Consider the following 16300-nt stretch of genomic DNA (forward strand, 5'->3'; position numbering starts at 1 on the left):
CGCCCCCCCCCACAAAAAACACACCCCCCCCCCCGCTCGGGGTGCGGGCGCCCCCCCCCCCCCCCCCCCCCCCCCGGCCCGGGTACCGCAGCACCGGAGCACCGCTTGAGCAAATGGAAACCCGACTCTGACCCCGGTTTTTGCTTACTTCAGCGCCGCGGTATCCACCAGCACCAGCTCGGAGTCTTCCAGTGCGGTGATGCGGATGCTGCTCTCGCCGGTGATGGCTGCGCCATCGCGGGCCTCCAGCAGCACGCCACTGACCTCGACCTTGCCGGTGTTCGGCACCAGGTAGCCGTAACGGTTGGCGTCGGTGAAGTGGTACTCGGTGCTCTCGCCGGCCTTCAGCGTCGCGCCCAGCACGCGGGCATTGGCGCGGATCGGCAGTGCATCGTCATCACCTTCCATACCGCTGGCCAGGGTGATGAAGCGGCCCGAGCGCTCGCCCTTGGGGAAGGGCTTGCTGCCCCAGGACGGCTTGCCACCGCGCTGGTCGGGGAAGATCCAGATCTGGAAGATCTTGGTGACACCTGCTTCCAGGTTGTATTCGGCGTGGCGGATGCCGGTGCCGGCGCTCATCACCTGCACGTCGCCGGCTTCGGTACGGCCCTGATTGCCCTGATCGTCCTTGTGGCTGATTGCACCTTCGCGGACGTAAGTGATGATTTCCATCTCGGCATGCGGGTGCGGCGGGAAGCCGGTGCCGGGCTGGATGATGTCGTCATTCCAGACCCGCATCGTGCCCCAGTTCATGCGCTTGCTGTCCTGGTACTCGGCAAACGAAAAATGGTGCTTGGCATCGAGCCAGCCGTGATTGGCTCCACCAAGGCTGGCAAATGGGCGACGTTCAATCATGGCGTTCTCCTGAAGGCGGTGGGGTTTCGATGTGGGAAAGTCTAGGCCTGCACCTCGATGCAGAGAATAGAAAGTATGGAAATGCATTCTTTCCATTTATGAGATGATCGCCCCGCCCTGCCCTGCGAGCCGCTGCCATGAACCGCCTGCCTGACCTGGAAGCCTGGGCCATCTTCGCCAAGGTCGCCGAAGCCGGCTCCTTCGCCCGCGCCGCCGAGGAGCTGCAGCTGTCGCAGGCCACCGTCTCCAAGGCCATCACCCGCCTGGAGATGCGCATCGGCACCAGCCTGTTCCATCGCACCTCGCGGCGCATGTCGCTGACCGCTGCCGGTGAAGCGGCGTTGGATCGGGCAGCACGCATCCTCGACGAGGGCGAGGCGGTGGAAGCCGAAGCAGCCGATCGTTCGGCGGCGCTGCGCGGCCTGATCCGGCTGGCGGCACCGATGTCGTTCGGCGTGTCGCGGCTGGCACCGTTGCTGCCGGGGTTCATGCAGGCGCATCCGGACGTGGAGCTGGATATCCAGCTCAGCGACCAGATGGTGGATCTGGTGGCCGAGCGCTTCGACATGGCGCTGCGCATCTCCACGCTGGCCGACTCCAGCCTGCGCGCACGCCAGCTATGCCAGGTCCGCATCCTGCTGGTCGGGTCGCCGGCCTACTTCGAGGCACACGGGCGGCCCACCCACCCGCGTGATCTCGCCCAGCATCGCGGTTTCCAATACAGCTATACCCGCAGCGGCAACACCTGGCGCTTCCGCCACCCGCGCCACGGCGAGTTCGCGCAGACCGTGCCGCGCCAACTGCAGGCCAACAATGCCGAGATATTCGATGCCGCCCTGCAGGCAGGGCTTGGCCTGGCCTTGCAGCCGGAATTCCTGGTCTGGGAACAACTGCGCGATGGCCAGCTGCAGACCGTGATGGACGACTGGAAGGTCGAGCCTTTGGCGCTGAGCATCATCTCCCCGCCCGGCCTGCACCGGCCGGCACGGGTACAGGCTTTGATCGATTACCTGGCGCAGCGCCTGGAGAAGGAACCTTGGGCGGCAACCCCTGCCACTCCGTGATTCTGGCTATTCTTGTCGCTTCCCTACTGGTCAAGCCGGCCACATCACGCATGGAGCATTGATGAAAGCACTTTGGATCACGACGTTGTTGCTGGTTGGCCTCCTGCCAAACGCTGCGCGTGCCGAACAGACACCTGAAGACGTCGGTCGCGCCTACAAGGAAGCAATCAACGCGCGCGGCATGGCCGCAATGACGGATTTCATCCATCCGGAGGAATTGCAGCGGTTCAAGTCCATGTTCGCGCCATTGCTGACCGAAGAGCAGACCGAAAGCAGCGCTGCACTCCTGCATATCTACTTCGGCGGCGATGCATCCGTTGAGAGCGTTCGCCAAATGCCCGCAGACACCTTCATGGCCGGCATCATGAAGTTCGCTGAAGCACAGATGGGAGGTGCTGCCGTGCAGATCGAGGAGCAGCAGTTCCTTGGATCCGTAAACGAAGGCGCCCTGGTTCACATGGTCACCCGCAACACGGTCAGCATCGGTGCCATACGCCTCACAAAAATGGAGGTTGTCAGCATGAGGCCCTACGGCGATAGCTGGCGAATGTTGCTCTCCGGCGACGTGGAAGGCATGGCCAACGCCATCCGCGCCAGATTTGAGAAAGGCACCGCTGAACAGCTCAAGTGAGTAATTTGATGGGGCGGCCTGCATGGCTGCACCATCAGCGTGCCGTCGGGTACGCCAGCATCACCACCAGATCGTCCTCGCCGGTCTGTTGCAGGGCATGGCTGCTGCCGCTGCGGGTAAGCAGAGCGTGGCCGGGGCCGACCTCGTATTGCTTGCCGTCCAGCACGTACAGACCGCGACCGCTGACGATGTAGTAGATCTCGTCCTTGTGCTGCGGGTGCAGGCCGATGCCCGCGTCTTTGTGCAGCACGCGCTTGCGCATCACAAACGGTAGATCGCCTACGTCGGCGAAGAACGAGTAAGCGGTGGTTGGACCGGCACCGCCGTGCGGACCAGGTTGCTGGCGGCCGATGTCCTGTTCGCGGATGACCTGTGAACCGTGCGGGTTGCCTGCATCCTGCTTTGGTGTGGCAACTGCAGGGGCTGCGGCGCTCGGCGTAGGGTTCGCAGCGCCCTGCCCTGCGCTGATAGCACCACAATCGATGTCACGCTTGAGCGTGGGCTTCAGTTGTGGCGCTATCTCCACCCAACCGCGCATCACCAGACACGCCACCGCGGTTGCACCGGCAACGCTGAAATGGGTGCCATCGGCTTTGTTCTGCTCGGGCACGAACATGAAATAGGGCTTGGCGCCCTGCTCGCCCAGCGCGCGTATCCACGCCATCGAACTCGCATTGAGATCAATCAGCTGCACGTCCTGCGCTTTGGCGACCTGCTTCATTGCCAGCGTGTAGCGACCGTGCGTGTCGAGCAACGCACCGAAATCGTAGAGCAGGCGTGCGACCGGCGTGATCAGGATGGGCGTTGCACCTTTTGCGCGTGCGGCGGCGATGTAGCGTGAGAGGAACTGTTGATAGTCGCTGTCTGGATCGGTGTAGCGCGTGGCGTCTTCCAGCTTGGCATCGTTGTGACCGAACTGGATCAGCAGCACATCACCTGGCTGCAATTCCTTTTCGATTGCGTCCAGCCGCCCTTCGGCGATGAAGCTGCGGGTGCTGCGGCCGCCGACGGCGTGGTTGCGCACCTGCCATTGGCTGTCGTCGAGCCAGCTCTGCAGCGTCTGGCCCCAGCCGGCTTGTGGCGCGCGTTCCGGGCCATAGCTGGCGGCGGTGGAGTCTGCTGCTATGAAGACGCGATGGGGAAGTTCGTTGGCTTTGGCGCTGGCAAAGAAAGCGCTTAGGAGGATGGGGAGAGAAGCTGAGGTCTTCATGCTTTGCTGTTCACCTTGAAGCCCCTTTCCCCTTGTGGAGAGGGGTTGGGGAGAGGAAACGTGATCGAAGATCGCAGGCTTGATGGGTTCCAGCACCAAGAAGCACGCGTGCGATGCACGCCTCCCCTCCTCCGCCCCCCGCCTCCGCGGGGGCAGGCTCTTCGGGCACCTTCTCCCACAAGGGGAGAAGGGCTGGTATCCAACATTGCGAATGAGTCGCTGGGTGCATCGCTATCCACAAACAACAAGGGCGCCCGCAGGCGCCCTTGTCTGCCCGCAAGGGCGCTACTACGTGCGTGGGCTTACTTGCCCAGCACGCTCTTCACGTAGGCGACGATGTTCTCGTCCTGCGCGTTGTCGAAGAACGCCTTCTGGAAGCGCTCACCGCCAACGGCCTGCTTGACCAGTTCCTGGTCGATGGACTTCAGGCCCTCGACGAAGTCCTTGGAGGCGCCCTGCTTCACCTGCGCCAGGATACCGGCATTGGCCATCTGCGATTCCTTGCGCTCAGCCGGGTAACCCTGGCCGCGCTCACCGGCAAATGCCTTCTCGAAGATGTAACGGATGTTGATTTCCGCGCCCCAGCCGAAGCCCTTGGCGAACGGCAGTGCCAGCGCGTTGCCGCTGTTGACCTGGGCGAACAGGAAGGCATCGGTCGGCTCGATGCAGTAGCCGCAGTACACGCCCGGCCATGCATTGAGCGACATCATCGCGCCCTGCCCGGTGCCGCAGCCGGCAACCACGAAATCCACGGCCTTGGCGTTGAGCAGCAGCGCGGCGCAGATGCCGAGGTGGATGTAGGTCAGGCGGTGATCATTGTCACCGTCCATGCCGACGTTGAACACATCGTGGCCCTGTGCGACGGCGACGGTGTTGAGCTGTTCCAGCACCACCGGGTTCTTGGCGGCCTGGCTGAACTCCTGCATCAATGCGATTTTCATTGCGTGACTCTCGATTAGGGGGAAACGTTGTTGGTGATGAGGTGGAAGCAAAAGCAGAAGCTCCCCTCATCCGCCCCTTCGGGGCACCTTCTCCCGCGTGCGGGAGAAGGGAAATCTGTGCTGCGCGCGACTGCAGCTTGGCTGCCTGCGCTCGCTATCGCTGTGGCTGTGGCTGTCGCTGCCGCGCCTGCCTTTGCTTCTGCCTTTGCTTCTGCCTTTGCTTCTGCCTTTGCTTCTGCCTTTGCTTCTGCCTTTGCTTCTGCCTTTGCTTCTGCCTTTGCTTCTGCTGTTGCTTCTGCTGTTGCTTCTGCTGTTGCTTGTGCTGTTGCTTGTGCTGTTGCTTCGGCTGTTGCTTTGGCTTTGGCTTTGGCTTTGGCTGTTGCTTCTGCTCCTGCCTTGGCTCTTGCTTTCCCCTCTCCCGCCTGCGGGAGAGGGGTAGGGGTGAGGGCGCTTCTGGCTCTTCAGCTTTACGCTTCTTACCAGCCTCTCAACTGCGCCCCACCACCTTCAATCCTCAGCGCGCCAACCAACCACCATCCACCGGGATGATCGCGCCGTTGACGTAATCCGACGCGCTCGAAGCCAGGAACACCGCCGTGCCACCCAGGTCTTCCGGCTTGCCCCAGCGGCCGGCCGGGATGCGGTCCAGGATCGCCTTGTTGCGGTCTTCATCAGCACGCAGCTGCGCGGTGTTGTCGGTGGCCATATAGCCCGGGGCGATGGCGTTGATGGTCACGCCCTTGCCTGCCCACTCATTGGCCAGCAGGCGGGTGATGCCGGCAATGCCGCTCTTGGAAGCGGTATACGACGGCACCCGCACGCCGCCCTGGAAGGACAGCATCGAGGCGATGTTGATGATCTTGCCGCTGCCCTGGGCGATGAACTGCTTGCCTGCGGCCTGGCTCATGAAGAACGCGGACTTGATGTTGACGTTCATCACGTCGTCCCAATCCTTCTCGCTGAAATCCACGGCGTCGGCACGGCGGATCAGGCCGGCGTTGTTGACCAGGATGTCGATGCGGCCCAGGCCGGCGATGGTCTCGGCAACCACGCGCTCAACCGGCTCGATGCTGATCAGGTTGGCTTCGATGTTGAGGAAACGGCGGCCCAGCGCGCGCACCTTCTCGGCGGTCTCGTCGGCCGGGACGATGCCGGCACCTGCAATGTCGGCACCGGCGGCGGCCAGCGCCAACGCGATGCCCTGGCCCAGACCGGTATTGGCACCGGTTACCAGGGCGACCTTGCCTTCGAGACTGAATGGATTCGTCATGCTGTTCCTCTCCCAGAGCGGTAGTTCGGTAGTGCTGCCGGCGGCGGGTGCCGGAGCGGGGCGATGGCGCCGGGACGGTCCCGGTCAGCGCATCTGTCCAGTGGCCCGCCGCTGCAATCCGCGGGCCTGCCGGGCGATTCTAGCCAATTATGGAAACCGGTGTCATTTTGCACTGCAAGATAAGTGGTTTCCGTTACAAAACAAAAACTTGGGGTGAATCAGTCCTGCGGCGGCTGGCAGGAATCGCGCACGATCAGATGCGGGCGCACGCTGGCCATCGGCATGGCGGTCTTGCCCTCGGGCTGGATCAGCATCGCAGCCGCTGTTCTCCCGGTGTCACGGGTGTTGCGGCGTACCGAGGTCAGCGACGGCCACAGCCGTGAGGCCAGCGGGCTGTCGTCGTAACCGACAATCGACAATTCGCGTGGAATGCTGATGCCGGCACGCATGGCGACCTTGTAGACGCCGGCAGCCATTTCATCGTTACCGGTGAAGATCGCGGTCGGGCGCTGCTTGCCCAGCAACAGCTTCTCAGCGGCAGCTACACCCGATTCAAAGGTGTAACCGGCCTCGATGATGCGTGCCGGTGGCAGCTCGATGCCGCGTCGCTGCAGTGCTTCCAGAAAGCCCGAGGTGCGTTCGTGCGCCGAACGATACGCGGTGGGGCCGGTGATCAGGGCGATGTCGCGGTGACCCAGCGACAGCAGGTAATCGGCCGCTTCGGCGGCGCCGTCGCGGTCATGGGTGATCACCATCTGCGAGGTTTCATCCAGCGGCAGGGCGGCGATGCGGGTGAAGCGGCAACCGATCTCGTCCAGCATGTCGGCCAGTGCCTGGTCTTCGGACGCGCGTGGCACCAGGATCACGCCGTGCAGCTTCTGCTGCTGCACGAAGCGCTTCACGCCCTCGATATAGCCGGGGCTGCGGGTGTCGCAGGGGTGCACCACCAGCTCGAAGCTGGAGCCACGCAGCGCGTCCAGCGCGCCGTTCTGCATGTCCACCACGTATTGCGCGGTGGGGTTGTCGTAGACCATGCCGATCAGGAACGAGCGCCGGAACGCCAGCCCACGCGCCAGCGGATCAGGCGTGTAGCCGACCTCGCGCATCAGCGCTTCAACCTTGTCGCGGGTGTCTTTGCGCACCAGCGGTGAGTTGTTGATGATCCGCGAGACCGTCTTCTTGGAAACACCCGACAGCCGCGCGATGTCGTTGATGGTTGCGGGCCGCCCCAGTGACTGGGGCGTGGTGGCGGCGTCGGCTTTCTTGCGCAAGGCGATGTCCTTGAAACCGTTCATGACGGGCATTCTATCGGGCCGCACTCAATCCAGAGCACGGTAGCGGAACTGGCGGAAGTGGACCTTGCCGTTGCCGGCGGCATAGATGGCCGGCTTCAGTGCAAGGAATTTCCCCGCCACATTGTGATGGTAGCCGGAGACTTCCATCTGAACAGGATACTTCTGCCAGCTGTGGCCGTCCTTGGAGGTGTGGACGGTGAGGATGTGGCGGTTGTTGGTGACCCGCAGCCACAGCTTGCCGCCGGTAGCGCTGGGCTGGGGCCGGGTAGGGCGCTCCTCGCCGTAGCGGTGCAGGATGAACTGCTCGCCATTGCTGCCCACGCCGGCATACAGGCGGTCACTGTAATACAGCAGGGCACCGCCAAAGGCGCCCGGCTCGATGTCCATTTCCACGTCGAACTGATAGGCGACGTCACCGGCAATGGCAGTCAGCGGTGAGCTGTCACGCGGGGTCGTGCCCTTGCCCTGCAGGCGCATGCCGTCCTTGTCGAAGGACAGCCGCTGGTACTCGTCACGGGCCGGGTTGAAGAACGACCATTGCGGGCCGAGCTTGCCGCCCTTGAAGTCATCGGACAGCGCCATGCCGTGTGGCAGCGCCTCGCCGGAAGGCTTGAGCAGCGGCGCACCCAGATCGCCGCCCTTGGCCACGAACCAGCCATCGTCGGTCCATTCGATAGGCTCCAGCAGCATCTGCCGGCCCAGCGTCCAGTAACCGTTCTCGTAGCCGTGGTACATCATCCAGCCGCGGCCATCGGTGCCCTCGATCAGGGTCGCATGGCCACGCGACCACCACGGCTCGGCGCGATCGACGGTGCGGGTGATCGGGTTGTTGGGTGCGTTCTCCCACGGCCCATGGATCGAGCGCGAGCGTGCGGTGATGACCATGTGCCCGGTCGGCGGGCCGGCGGTGCCGCCGACCGCGGTGGTCATGTAATACCAGCCATTGCGCTGGCTGATCTTCGGGCCTTCCTGGGCGTAGGACTCCACGTCCCAGCTTTCCGGGTAACGCCAGCCGTCATAGACATGCCTGGGCTTGCCGACCACGCTCAGGCCGTCATCGCTGATCTGCACGTAGTCGCCGCCGGACAGGAACAGGTAGCGCTTGCCGTCCTCGCCTACGGCGTGGCCGGGGTCGATGTAGCCGGACAGGCCGATGTCGATCGGCTCGCTCCACGGCCCCTTGATGTCATCAGCCCAGACCACGAAGTTGCTGCGCGAATCACCGGTGCGCGCCGGGAAGTAGATGAAGTAGCGGCCCTTGTGCTTGATGATGTCCGGCGCCCAGATCGCGCCGACGTTGGTGGTGATGGCATGGCCCAGCGGCTGCCAGTTGACCAGGTCGCGCGAATGCCAGATCGGCAGGCCGGGATAGGCATCGAAGGAGGACAGGGTGAGGTAGTAATCATCACCGTCCTTGAGCACCGACGGATCCGGGTGGTCGCCGGCCAGCACCGGGTTGAGGAAGCTGCCATTGCCCAGATCGGCCATGCGCTGGTGCTCGATGCCACGCTTGGGACTGGTCGGTGCTTCTGCAGCCCAGGCCGACACGGCGGCCAGCAGGCATGCGCTGGCCAGCGCGGCCAGGGTACGGGTCACGTTCATCGACATCTCCAGGTTGAAGGCGCGGCGGATACGCCAGCGTCAAACCACGGCTGCGGACAGGCGCGAACCTGTCCGCAGCGTGCATGCATCAGCTACGCAGCAAGGCCGGCAGCCACAGCGACAGTTCGGGGAAGAAGGTCACGATCAACAGCACCAGCAGGCCGGCCATCCAGAACGGCCAGATGGTCTTCATGCTTTCGCCGACGCTGATCTTGCCGATGGCAGTACCGATGAACAGCACCGAGCCCACCGGCGGCGTGACCAGGCCGAGGCCGCCGGTCAGCACCAACACCAGACCGAAGTGGATCGGGTCGATGCCATAGGCCTTGGCCACCGGCAGGAAGATCGGCGTGCAGATCAGGATCATCGGCGCCAGGTCCATGAAGGTGCCCAGCAACAGCAGCATCACCACGATCATCAACAGCACCATGTACTTGCTGTGGGCGAAGGACTGCAGGAAGTCCACCGCCGCCGCCGGCACCTGCAGGTAGGCCAGCAACCAGCCGAACACGGCAGCGGTGGCGATCACGAACAGGATCACACCGGTGCTGCGCGCGGCATGGATGACGGTCTCGAAGAACTCCTTGATGCGCAGCTGGCGGTACAGCACGGTGGTCACCAGCAAGGCGTAGACCACGGCGATTGCAGCCGACTCCACCGCGGTGAAGATACCGGCGCGGATACCGAAGAAGATCAGGCCGACCAGGCCGAGGCCGGGCAGGGCGGCAACCAGCCGCAGCAGCACCGCGCGCCAGCCCGGGAAGGCTTCCACGCCGTAACCACGGCGACGCGCGACCACGTAGCCGGTGATCATCAATACCACCGTCATCAGCAAGGCCGGCACGATGCCTGCGGCGAACAGATCGGCGATGGACAGGCCACCACCGGCCGCAGCCGAGAACAGGATCAGGTTATGCGAGGGCGGTACCAGCAGCGCCACCAAGGCGGCGGTGATGCTGACGTTGACCGCGAAGTCACGGTCGTAACCGCGCTTGACCATCTGCGGAATCATCGTGCCGCCAACCGCCGAAACGTCGGCAATGGCCGAGCCGGACACGCCGCCGAAGAACAGCGAGGACAGGATCGAGACCTGGCCCAGGCCACCGCGCATGCGCCCAACCAGCGAGGAGGCCAGCGAAATCAGACGCTCGGAAATACCGCCGCGCATCATGATTTCACCGGCGAAGATGAAAAGCGGAATGGCGATCAGCGAAGCCGAACCGGTACCGGCGGAGATCTGCTGCACCAACACGATACTGGGGATATCCAGGTACAGCAGGGTGGCCAGCGCAGCGGCAGCCAAGGCATAGGCTACCGGCACGCCGATCAACAACAGCACGCCGAATACGGCGAAAAGAATTGCGATACCCATGACTCAGCGGTCCCCTTCAGCAGCGTTGGCAGCGGTGCCGGCGCCTGCGCGCAGCGACAACAGCAGGCGATTGAGTGCGAACACCGCCATCAGCGCACCACCGATGCTCAGCGGCAGGTAGTTCACGCTCTGCGGCAGGTTGGCACCGGCGGTCTTGATGTGCAGGCCGTCCAGCCACAACACCCAACCCCACCAGGCGAGGAAGCCACCGATGGTGCCGACGATCAGCGGCACCAGCGCATCGATCAGGCGCTTGACCAGCGGGTGCATCTGCTCGGCCAACAGGAAGAAACCGAAATGGCGGTTGGTATACACACCGGCCGCCGCACCCATGCTCATCGTCGTGCTCAGCAGCAACAGCGTGACCGGTTCGGTCCAGCTCGGTGAATCATTGATCACATAGCGGGCGAAGACCTGCCAGCCCTGCACCACCACCAGCCCAAGCAGGGCGGCGACGGCGATGTAGATGACCACGTCGGCAACTTTCTCCAGCACGCGCTGGAGTCCTGCCGGGGCCGCTTGTACGTTGGAATCAGACATCGGTACGGCCCCCTCAGGCGAAGTCGCGGATGCGACGGTGCAGCGCGGCGATATCGGCCTGCTGCAGGTAGTCACGCAGCAGCGGTTCGGCAGCGGCGCGGAACGCCGGCATGTCGACCGCGTTCGACTTCACCCCGGACGCCAGTACCGCCTCGCGGGCCTTGTCTTCGGATGCGTCCCAGGCGGTACGCATCACCTGCACCGATTGACGCGCCAGATCGACCAGCAGGCGACGATCGGATGGGGTCAGTGCATCCAGACTGCGGCGCGACATCAGCAGGATGTCCGGCGCGTACGAGTGCTGGCTTTCCGACCAGTAATGCGCGGCCTCGAAATGCCGGCTGGAGTGGAAGCTGCGCATGTTGTTCTCGGCGCCGTCGATCATGTGCGTCTCCATGCCGGAGAACGTGTCGCCCAGCGACATCGGCGTGGGATTGGCACCGAACAGACGCATCAGCTGCAGGAAGATATCCGAGCTGGCCACGCGCAGCTTCAAGCCGTGCAGGTCCTTGGGCGTGATGATCGGGTGCTTGGTGTTGTAGAAGCTGCGCGCACCAGAGTCGTAGACCGCCAGGCCGACCAGTTCGCGGGTTTCAAAGCCCTGCAGCACCGCATCGGCGATACCGCCATCGAGCGCGCGGCGCATGTGTTCGACCGAGTCGAAGACATACGGCAGGCACAGCGCGCGGGTCAGCGGGAACGCATTGTTGAGCGCGCCGGAATAGACGCGGGTGATGTCGATGGCACCGAAGCGGGCCATGTCGATCGCCTCGGACTCACGGCCGAGCTGGCCGGAGTGGAACTGGTTCAAACCCAGGCGGCCACCGGTTTCGCGCAGCAGCTGTTCGCCGATCCACTTCACCGCAGTGACCGTCGGGTAGTCGGCCACATGCACGTCGGTGGCGGTCAGCAGCTGACTGCCGCCGGCCGCACCCTTGCCGCCGCCAGAGCAGGCGGCAAGTACCGGTACGGCCAATGCCCCCATGCCGGTTTTGAGAAAGCCTCTTCGAGTAACCATAGCGCCCTCCAACGCGTTGCTACCGTGGCGGTCGGGATTACCCGGCCGGCACGGCCTTGCAGGAAATGTCGCCGTAACCGGCGAAGCGAATCAATGCCTGTTGGCCCACGGCGATGTCGTGGATGCCGGTGGCATTGCCGGTAGCGATCAGTTCGCCCTTCTTCAAGGGCCGGCCACGCTTGGCCGAACGCGACAGTGCGAAGGCATAGGCCGCACGCAGGCCGCCGGGCAGGGTGGTGGCGCCACCGGTGCCGACCACCACGCCGTCGATCTCGGTCTGCGCACGCAGTTCCGGCTCATCACAGCGGGTCCAGTTCGGCACTTCGCCACCCAGCACCAGGCCGTTGTTGTTGCCGAAATCGGACACCACCACGCGCGGACCGAGCACATTGATGGTCTTCAGCGGGCTGCTGGCCACTTCCACGCCGATATAGAGCTTGGCCGGCAGCGCTTCGGCTTCTTCCGGGGTCCAATCGAGCTTGTCGGCCGGTGCATCGGCCAGCAGTTCCAGCACGTACTCGGCTTCCACCGCGGCAAAGCCGCCAGCAGCCTCAAATACCGGGATCTCCACGATGCTACCGGTAGCATTCCAGAGATTGCGTTTGAAAATCGGGCCGAGCAGGCGGTCGTCGCCGGAGCTGTCGCGGCGTTCGGCGGCGATATAGCCCACCTTCCAGCCGACCACGCTGTCATCCCAGCGGCCGATCGCCAGATCCTGCACCTGATAGGCGGTGACCAGGTCGTCCGGGATCGCACCGGGGAAATCCGGAAGCGAACGGCCATCGCGGCGTGCTTCCACAAAAGTGCGGGCAATCTCGTCCAGCGCGGCTGGCGCCTGCGGCTGGCTGCCTTGGTCGTTGCTCAAGTGCGTCTCCTGGTGACTTTGCTGCACTGCCCATCGACAGTGCTGTGACTGGCTGTATAAGGTAAACCGGTGTCATCTGACAATGTGCACTGCACCAGAACCTGTACCACGCCCTCAGCCAAGACCTGACCGCTACGCCCATGATTCGACTGAAACCCTTGTTGCAGCTGGCTTTCGCCGCTTTTGTCGGATTGCTTCCGGCAATCGTATTGGCCGCCACCGATGGTGAACCCGCAGCAGGGTCGGCTGACCGTATCGCGCTGTGGCCGCAAGGCATGGCACCGGGGGACAAGCCGCTGTCGCAGGCGCAACGCATCGTCGAACGCAGCAGCGATCCGGCTTTGCCGGACCGCTATATCGACCATGTCAGCGCGCCCTATCTGGTGGCGTATCGCCCGGCCAAGCCCAATGGCAGCGCCTTGCTGGTGATCCCCGGCGGCGGCTATCAGCGCGTCGTGCTGGACAAGGAAGGCACGGCACTGGTGCCGGCACTGGTGGAGCAGGGTGGAGTAACCCTGTTCGTGTTGCGCTACCGGCTACCGGGCGAAGGCCGTACCGACCGTGAAGCGGCACTCGCCGATGCGCAGCGTGCATTGCGGCTGATCCGCCACCGCGCCAAGGACTGGGGCCTGGACCCGCAGCGCATCGGCACGATGGGTTTCTCCGCCGGCGGACATCTGGCTGCGCGGCTGGGCAATGGCTTTGACCGCAATGTCTATCCACACAGCGACGCAATCGATGCTGAGAGCGCACGTCCCGACTTCCAACTGCTGATGTACCCGGTCATCACGATGCGCGGCGGCGACGTGCATGCAGGTTCACGCGAACGCCTGCTCGGCAGCGCGCCCAGCGACGAACTGCTGCAGCACTACTCGATGCAGCTGCAGGTCCGCGCCGACACACCGCCGACCTTCCTGCTGCATGCCGCCGATGACGAGGTAGTACCGGCAGGCAACAGCCTCCTGTTCTACGACAGCCTGCGCAGCGCAAAGATCAGCAGCGAAATGCATCTGTTCCCACACGGCGGCCACGGCTTCGGCACACGCGGCACAGCGGGCCTCACGACAGCGGCATGGCCACAACTGGCCTTGAGCTGGATGGCATCACAGATACCTCAGCCGAAGTAGCGCTCTCAAGCCCCTCTCCCCTTGCGGGAGAGGGGTTGGGGAGAGGGGGAAACCATCAGCCCCCCGCACCAATCAGCCGCCTGCTAGAAGACAGCCACCATGCCGCAAACCCCAAACAACCCCACCCGCCGCAGCTTCCTCCAGCAAACCACCCTGCTGGCCGCAGCAACCAGCCTTGCCACCCTCAGCAACTCCAGTTGGGCCAACACTCCAGCCAGCCCGATTGCCCGCGTCCGCAGCGGCCGCCTCGCCGGCCAGACAGAATCCGGCACGCACGTATTCCGCGGCATCCCCTACGGCGCCGACACCGCGCCACGCCGCTTCCAGTCGGCCCTGCAGGAGCAGCCCTGGCGCGGCATACGCGATGCGCTCGACTACGCCGCCGCTGCCCCACAGGGCGGCAGCGAAGGCCCGGGCAGCGAGGACTGCCTCTACCTCAACGTGTGGACGCCGGCACTGCGTGACGGCCGCAAGCGGCCAATCCTGTTCTACATCCACGGCGGCGCCTACAACAACGGCTCCGGCAGCGACCCGCTGTACGACGGCGGCAACCTGAGCCGACGCGGCGACGTGGTGGTGGTCACGGTCAATCACCGCCTCAACCTGTTCGGCTACCTGTATCTGGCCCAGCTCGGCGATGGCACGTTTGCCGACTCCGGCAATGTCGGCCAGCTCGACCTGATCCAGGCGCTGCAATGGGTGCGCCAACACGCGGCCGAGTTTGGCGGTGACGCCAACAACGTCACCGTGTTCGGCCAATCCGGCGGCGGCGCCAAGATCGCCACGCTGATGGCGATGCCTGCGGCCAGGGGCCTGTTCCACCGCGCCTGGACGATGAGCGGCCAGCAGGCCACCGCCGCCGGCCCGCGTGCGGCCACGCAACGCGCGCAGCTGGTGCTCGATCACCTCAAGGCTGATCCCGAGGCACTGCGACGCATGCCGATGCAGCAACTGCTGGACGCGGTGAAGGTGCGCGATCCCTCGCGCGTGGAAAACAGCAGCCTCTACGTCGGTCCGGTGCTGGACGCGCGCAACCTGCCGGTGCATCCGTTCTGGCCGCAGGCGCCACAGCAATCGGCGGCCATCCCGATGGTGATCGGCAACACCCACGACGAGACCCGCGCCTTCCTCGGCAACGATCCGAAGAACTTCGAACTGAGCTGGGAGGATTTGCCGGCCAAGCTCGAAGCCCAGCAATACGTGGACCTGCTGCCGTCGGTGGTGATCGCCGAATACCGCCGCCTGTATCCGCAGTACACGCCGTCAGACGTGTTCTTCGCCGCCACCACCGCCGGACGCTCCTGGCGCGGTGCGGTGGAAGAGCTGGAGGCACGTGCGCGCCAGGGCGCACCGACCTGGGCGTATCAGCTGGACGGTTATGACCGTGATGGCGATGCCGCCAGGCTGCGTGCCTTCCATACCCTGGATATCCCGCTGGTGTTCCACAACAACACCCAGCCCGGCTCCCGCACCGGCAACGGTGCGGCGATGCAGCAGCTTGCCGACACGATGAGTGATGCCTTGCTGGCCTTCGCGCGAAGCGGTGATCCCAACCACGCCGGCCTGCCGCACTGGCAGCAATACGGCCTGGAACGCCGACAAACGATGCTGTTCGACACACAAAGCCGGCAGATGGACGACCCGCGCGGCGGCGAGCGGCGGCTCTACCAGCAGGCGCCTTTCATCCAGCGCGGCACCTTCTGACGTCTCCGGCAGATAGTTTCAACGGAATCTTTACCTGCCTTGCCTAGACTGCGGCGATGACATTGCAATCGCCGCATCCCGAATTTGCTGGCCGCCAACGCCTGCTGGACGGTATCGACGCCGCCTTGCAGGCCAGCGATACCCACAGCACGGTCGCCCAGGTGCAGGCCGTGCTGGAACGCGCCATCCGCGATCCGCAGATCGTGCTGCCGGCCTGCGTGCACGCCCCCGTGCACGATCACTACGCACGCCGCGAGATCTACCGCAGCCCGGAACATGGCTACAGCATCATCGCCATGACCTGGGGGCCGGGGCAGGGCACGCCGCTGCATGACCACGATGGCCTGTGGTGCGTGGAGGGCGTATGGCAGGGCAGCTTGGAGATCACCCCATACCGGATGCTGGAGCGCGATGGTGAGCGTTACCAGTTCGCGCCACGCGAGTGCCTGCACGGTTGCAAGGGCAGCGCTGGCAACCTGATTCCGCCGGATGAATTCCATACGCTGCGCAACAGCGACGCCGAGCGGATTGCGATCTCGGTGCACGTCTACCAGCGCGTGATGGAGCGCAGCCACGTGTTCCAGCCGATTGATGACGCCCCACGCTGGTATGCGCGTGAGTGCAAAGAGCTGGGCCTGGATGCGTGACCTGGCGTTTTTTTTAGGAGCGGCGTAAGCCGCGAAGCCAGCAATGCAAGCAACACCGTAGTGGGGGGGGGGGGGGGGGGGGGGGGGGGGGGGGGGGGAGGGGGGAGGGGGGCCGGGCGGGGGGAGACGGGGGCGCGCCGCGCACGCACGACCACGGCC

General features: G+C 64.6%; 15 protein-coding genes. 5 read left to right on the forward strand and 10 right to left on the reverse strand.

Annotated elements, in window-relative coordinates; translation table 11 throughout:
- Positions 1-144: 144 nt before the first annotated feature.
- A complete protein-coding gene (locus tag ACVOLV_RS19660) occupies positions 145-855 on the reverse strand; it encodes a pirin family protein (RefSeq protein WP_481555825.1) in 711 nt (236 codons plus the stop codon).
- A gap of 137 nt (positions 856-992) precedes the next feature.
- Between ACVOLV_RS19660 and ACVOLV_RS19665 the strand changes: the two genes are divergently transcribed.
- Together ACVOLV_RS19665 and ACVOLV_RS19670 are read left to right on the forward strand one after the other, a co-directional pair.
- Positions 993-1919 (forward strand): LysR family transcriptional regulator, encoded by a 927-nt coding sequence (locus ACVOLV_RS19665; RefSeq protein WP_481555826.1) that lies wholly within the window; start codon positions 993-995, stop codon positions 1917-1919.
- Between the two features lie 61 nt (positions 1920-1980).
- Positions 1981-2550 carry a hypothetical protein gene (locus ACVOLV_RS19670; protein ID WP_481555827.1) on the forward strand — a complete coding sequence of 190 codons (570 nt, stop codon included), beginning with the start codon at positions 1981-1983 and terminating at the stop codon, positions 2548-2550.
- 34 nt (positions 2551-2584) lie between these two features.
- Here ACVOLV_RS19670 and ACVOLV_RS19675 read toward each other — a convergent pair whose 3' ends face one another.
- From ACVOLV_RS19675 to ACVOLV_RS19715, 9 genes are all read right to left on the reverse strand, one after another.
- Positions 2585-3760 carry a GDSL-type esterase/lipase family protein gene (locus ACVOLV_RS19675; RefSeq protein ID WP_481555828.1) on the reverse strand — a complete coding sequence of 392 codons (1176 nt, stop codon included), beginning with the start codon at positions 3758-3760 and terminating at the stop codon, positions 2585-2587.
- A gap of 302 nt (positions 3761-4062) precedes the next feature.
- Positions 4063-4701, reverse strand: a complete 639-nt coding sequence (locus ACVOLV_RS19680; RefSeq protein WP_481555829.1) for an RpiB/LacA/LacB family sugar-phosphate isomerase — start codon at positions 4699-4701, stop codon at positions 4063-4065.
- A gap of 514 nt (positions 4702-5215) precedes the next feature.
- The gene (kduD, locus tag ACVOLV_RS19685; RefSeq protein ID WP_481517474.1) at positions 5216-5971 is read right to left on the reverse strand and encodes a 2-dehydro-3-deoxy-D-gluconate 5-dehydrogenase KduD; all 756 of its coding nucleotides are present in this window, start codon (positions 5969-5971) and stop codon (positions 5216-5218) included.
- A 218-nt stretch (positions 5972-6189) separates the two neighbouring features.
- Positions 6190-7266 (reverse strand): LacI family DNA-binding transcriptional regulator, encoded by a 1077-nt coding sequence (locus ACVOLV_RS19690; protein WP_481555830.1) that lies wholly within the window; start codon positions 7264-7266, stop codon positions 6190-6192.
- A 24-nt stretch (positions 7267-7290) separates the two neighbouring features.
- Positions 7291-8868 (reverse strand): family 43 glycosylhydrolase, encoded by a 1578-nt coding sequence (locus tag ACVOLV_RS19695; RefSeq protein WP_481555831.1) that lies wholly within the window; start codon positions 8866-8868, stop codon positions 7291-7293.
- Between the two features lie 88 nt (positions 8869-8956).
- The gene (locus ACVOLV_RS19700; RefSeq protein ID WP_303748160.1) at positions 8957-10240 is read right to left on the reverse strand and encodes a TRAP transporter large permease; all 1284 of its coding nucleotides are present in this window, start codon (positions 10238-10240) and stop codon (positions 8957-8959) included.
- Between the two features lie 3 nt (positions 10241-10243).
- Positions 10244-10780: a TRAP transporter small permease gene (locus ACVOLV_RS19705; RefSeq protein WP_481555832.1), complete on the reverse strand. Its 537-nt coding sequence runs from the start codon at positions 10778-10780 to the stop codon at positions 10244-10246.
- 13 nt (positions 10781-10793) lie between these two features.
- Entirely contained in the window at positions 10794-11798 is a 1005-nt protein-coding gene (locus ACVOLV_RS19710) for a TRAP transporter substrate-binding protein (protein ID WP_481555833.1), read from the reverse strand.
- A 37-nt stretch (positions 11799-11835) separates the two neighbouring features.
- A complete protein-coding gene (locus ACVOLV_RS19715; protein ID WP_481537926.1) occupies positions 11836-12663 on the reverse strand; it encodes a 2-keto-4-pentenoate hydratase in 828 nt (275 codons plus the stop codon).
- A gap of 140 nt (positions 12664-12803) precedes the next feature.
- Between ACVOLV_RS19715 and ACVOLV_RS19720 the strand changes: the two genes are divergently transcribed.
- The 3 genes from ACVOLV_RS19720 to ACVOLV_RS19730 all read left to right on the forward strand — a co-directional run bounded on the left by ACVOLV_RS19720 (position 12804) and on the right by ACVOLV_RS19730 (position 16141).
- A complete protein-coding gene (locus tag ACVOLV_RS19720) occupies positions 12804-13790 on the forward strand; it encodes an alpha/beta hydrolase (protein WP_481555834.1) in 987 nt (328 codons plus the stop codon).
- Positions 13791-13889: 99 nt separating this feature from the next.
- Entirely contained in the window at positions 13890-15494 is a 1605-nt protein-coding gene (locus ACVOLV_RS19725) for a carboxylesterase/lipase family protein (protein ID WP_481555835.1), read from the forward strand.
- A gap of 56 nt (positions 15495-15550) precedes the next feature.
- Positions 15551-16141, forward strand: a complete 591-nt coding sequence (locus ACVOLV_RS19730) for a cysteine dioxygenase family protein (RefSeq protein WP_481555836.1) — start codon at positions 15551-15553, stop codon at positions 16139-16141.
- Positions 16142-16300 lie beyond the last annotated feature (159 nt).

The organism is Stenotrophomonas sp. STEN023 (assembly GCF_056760135.1).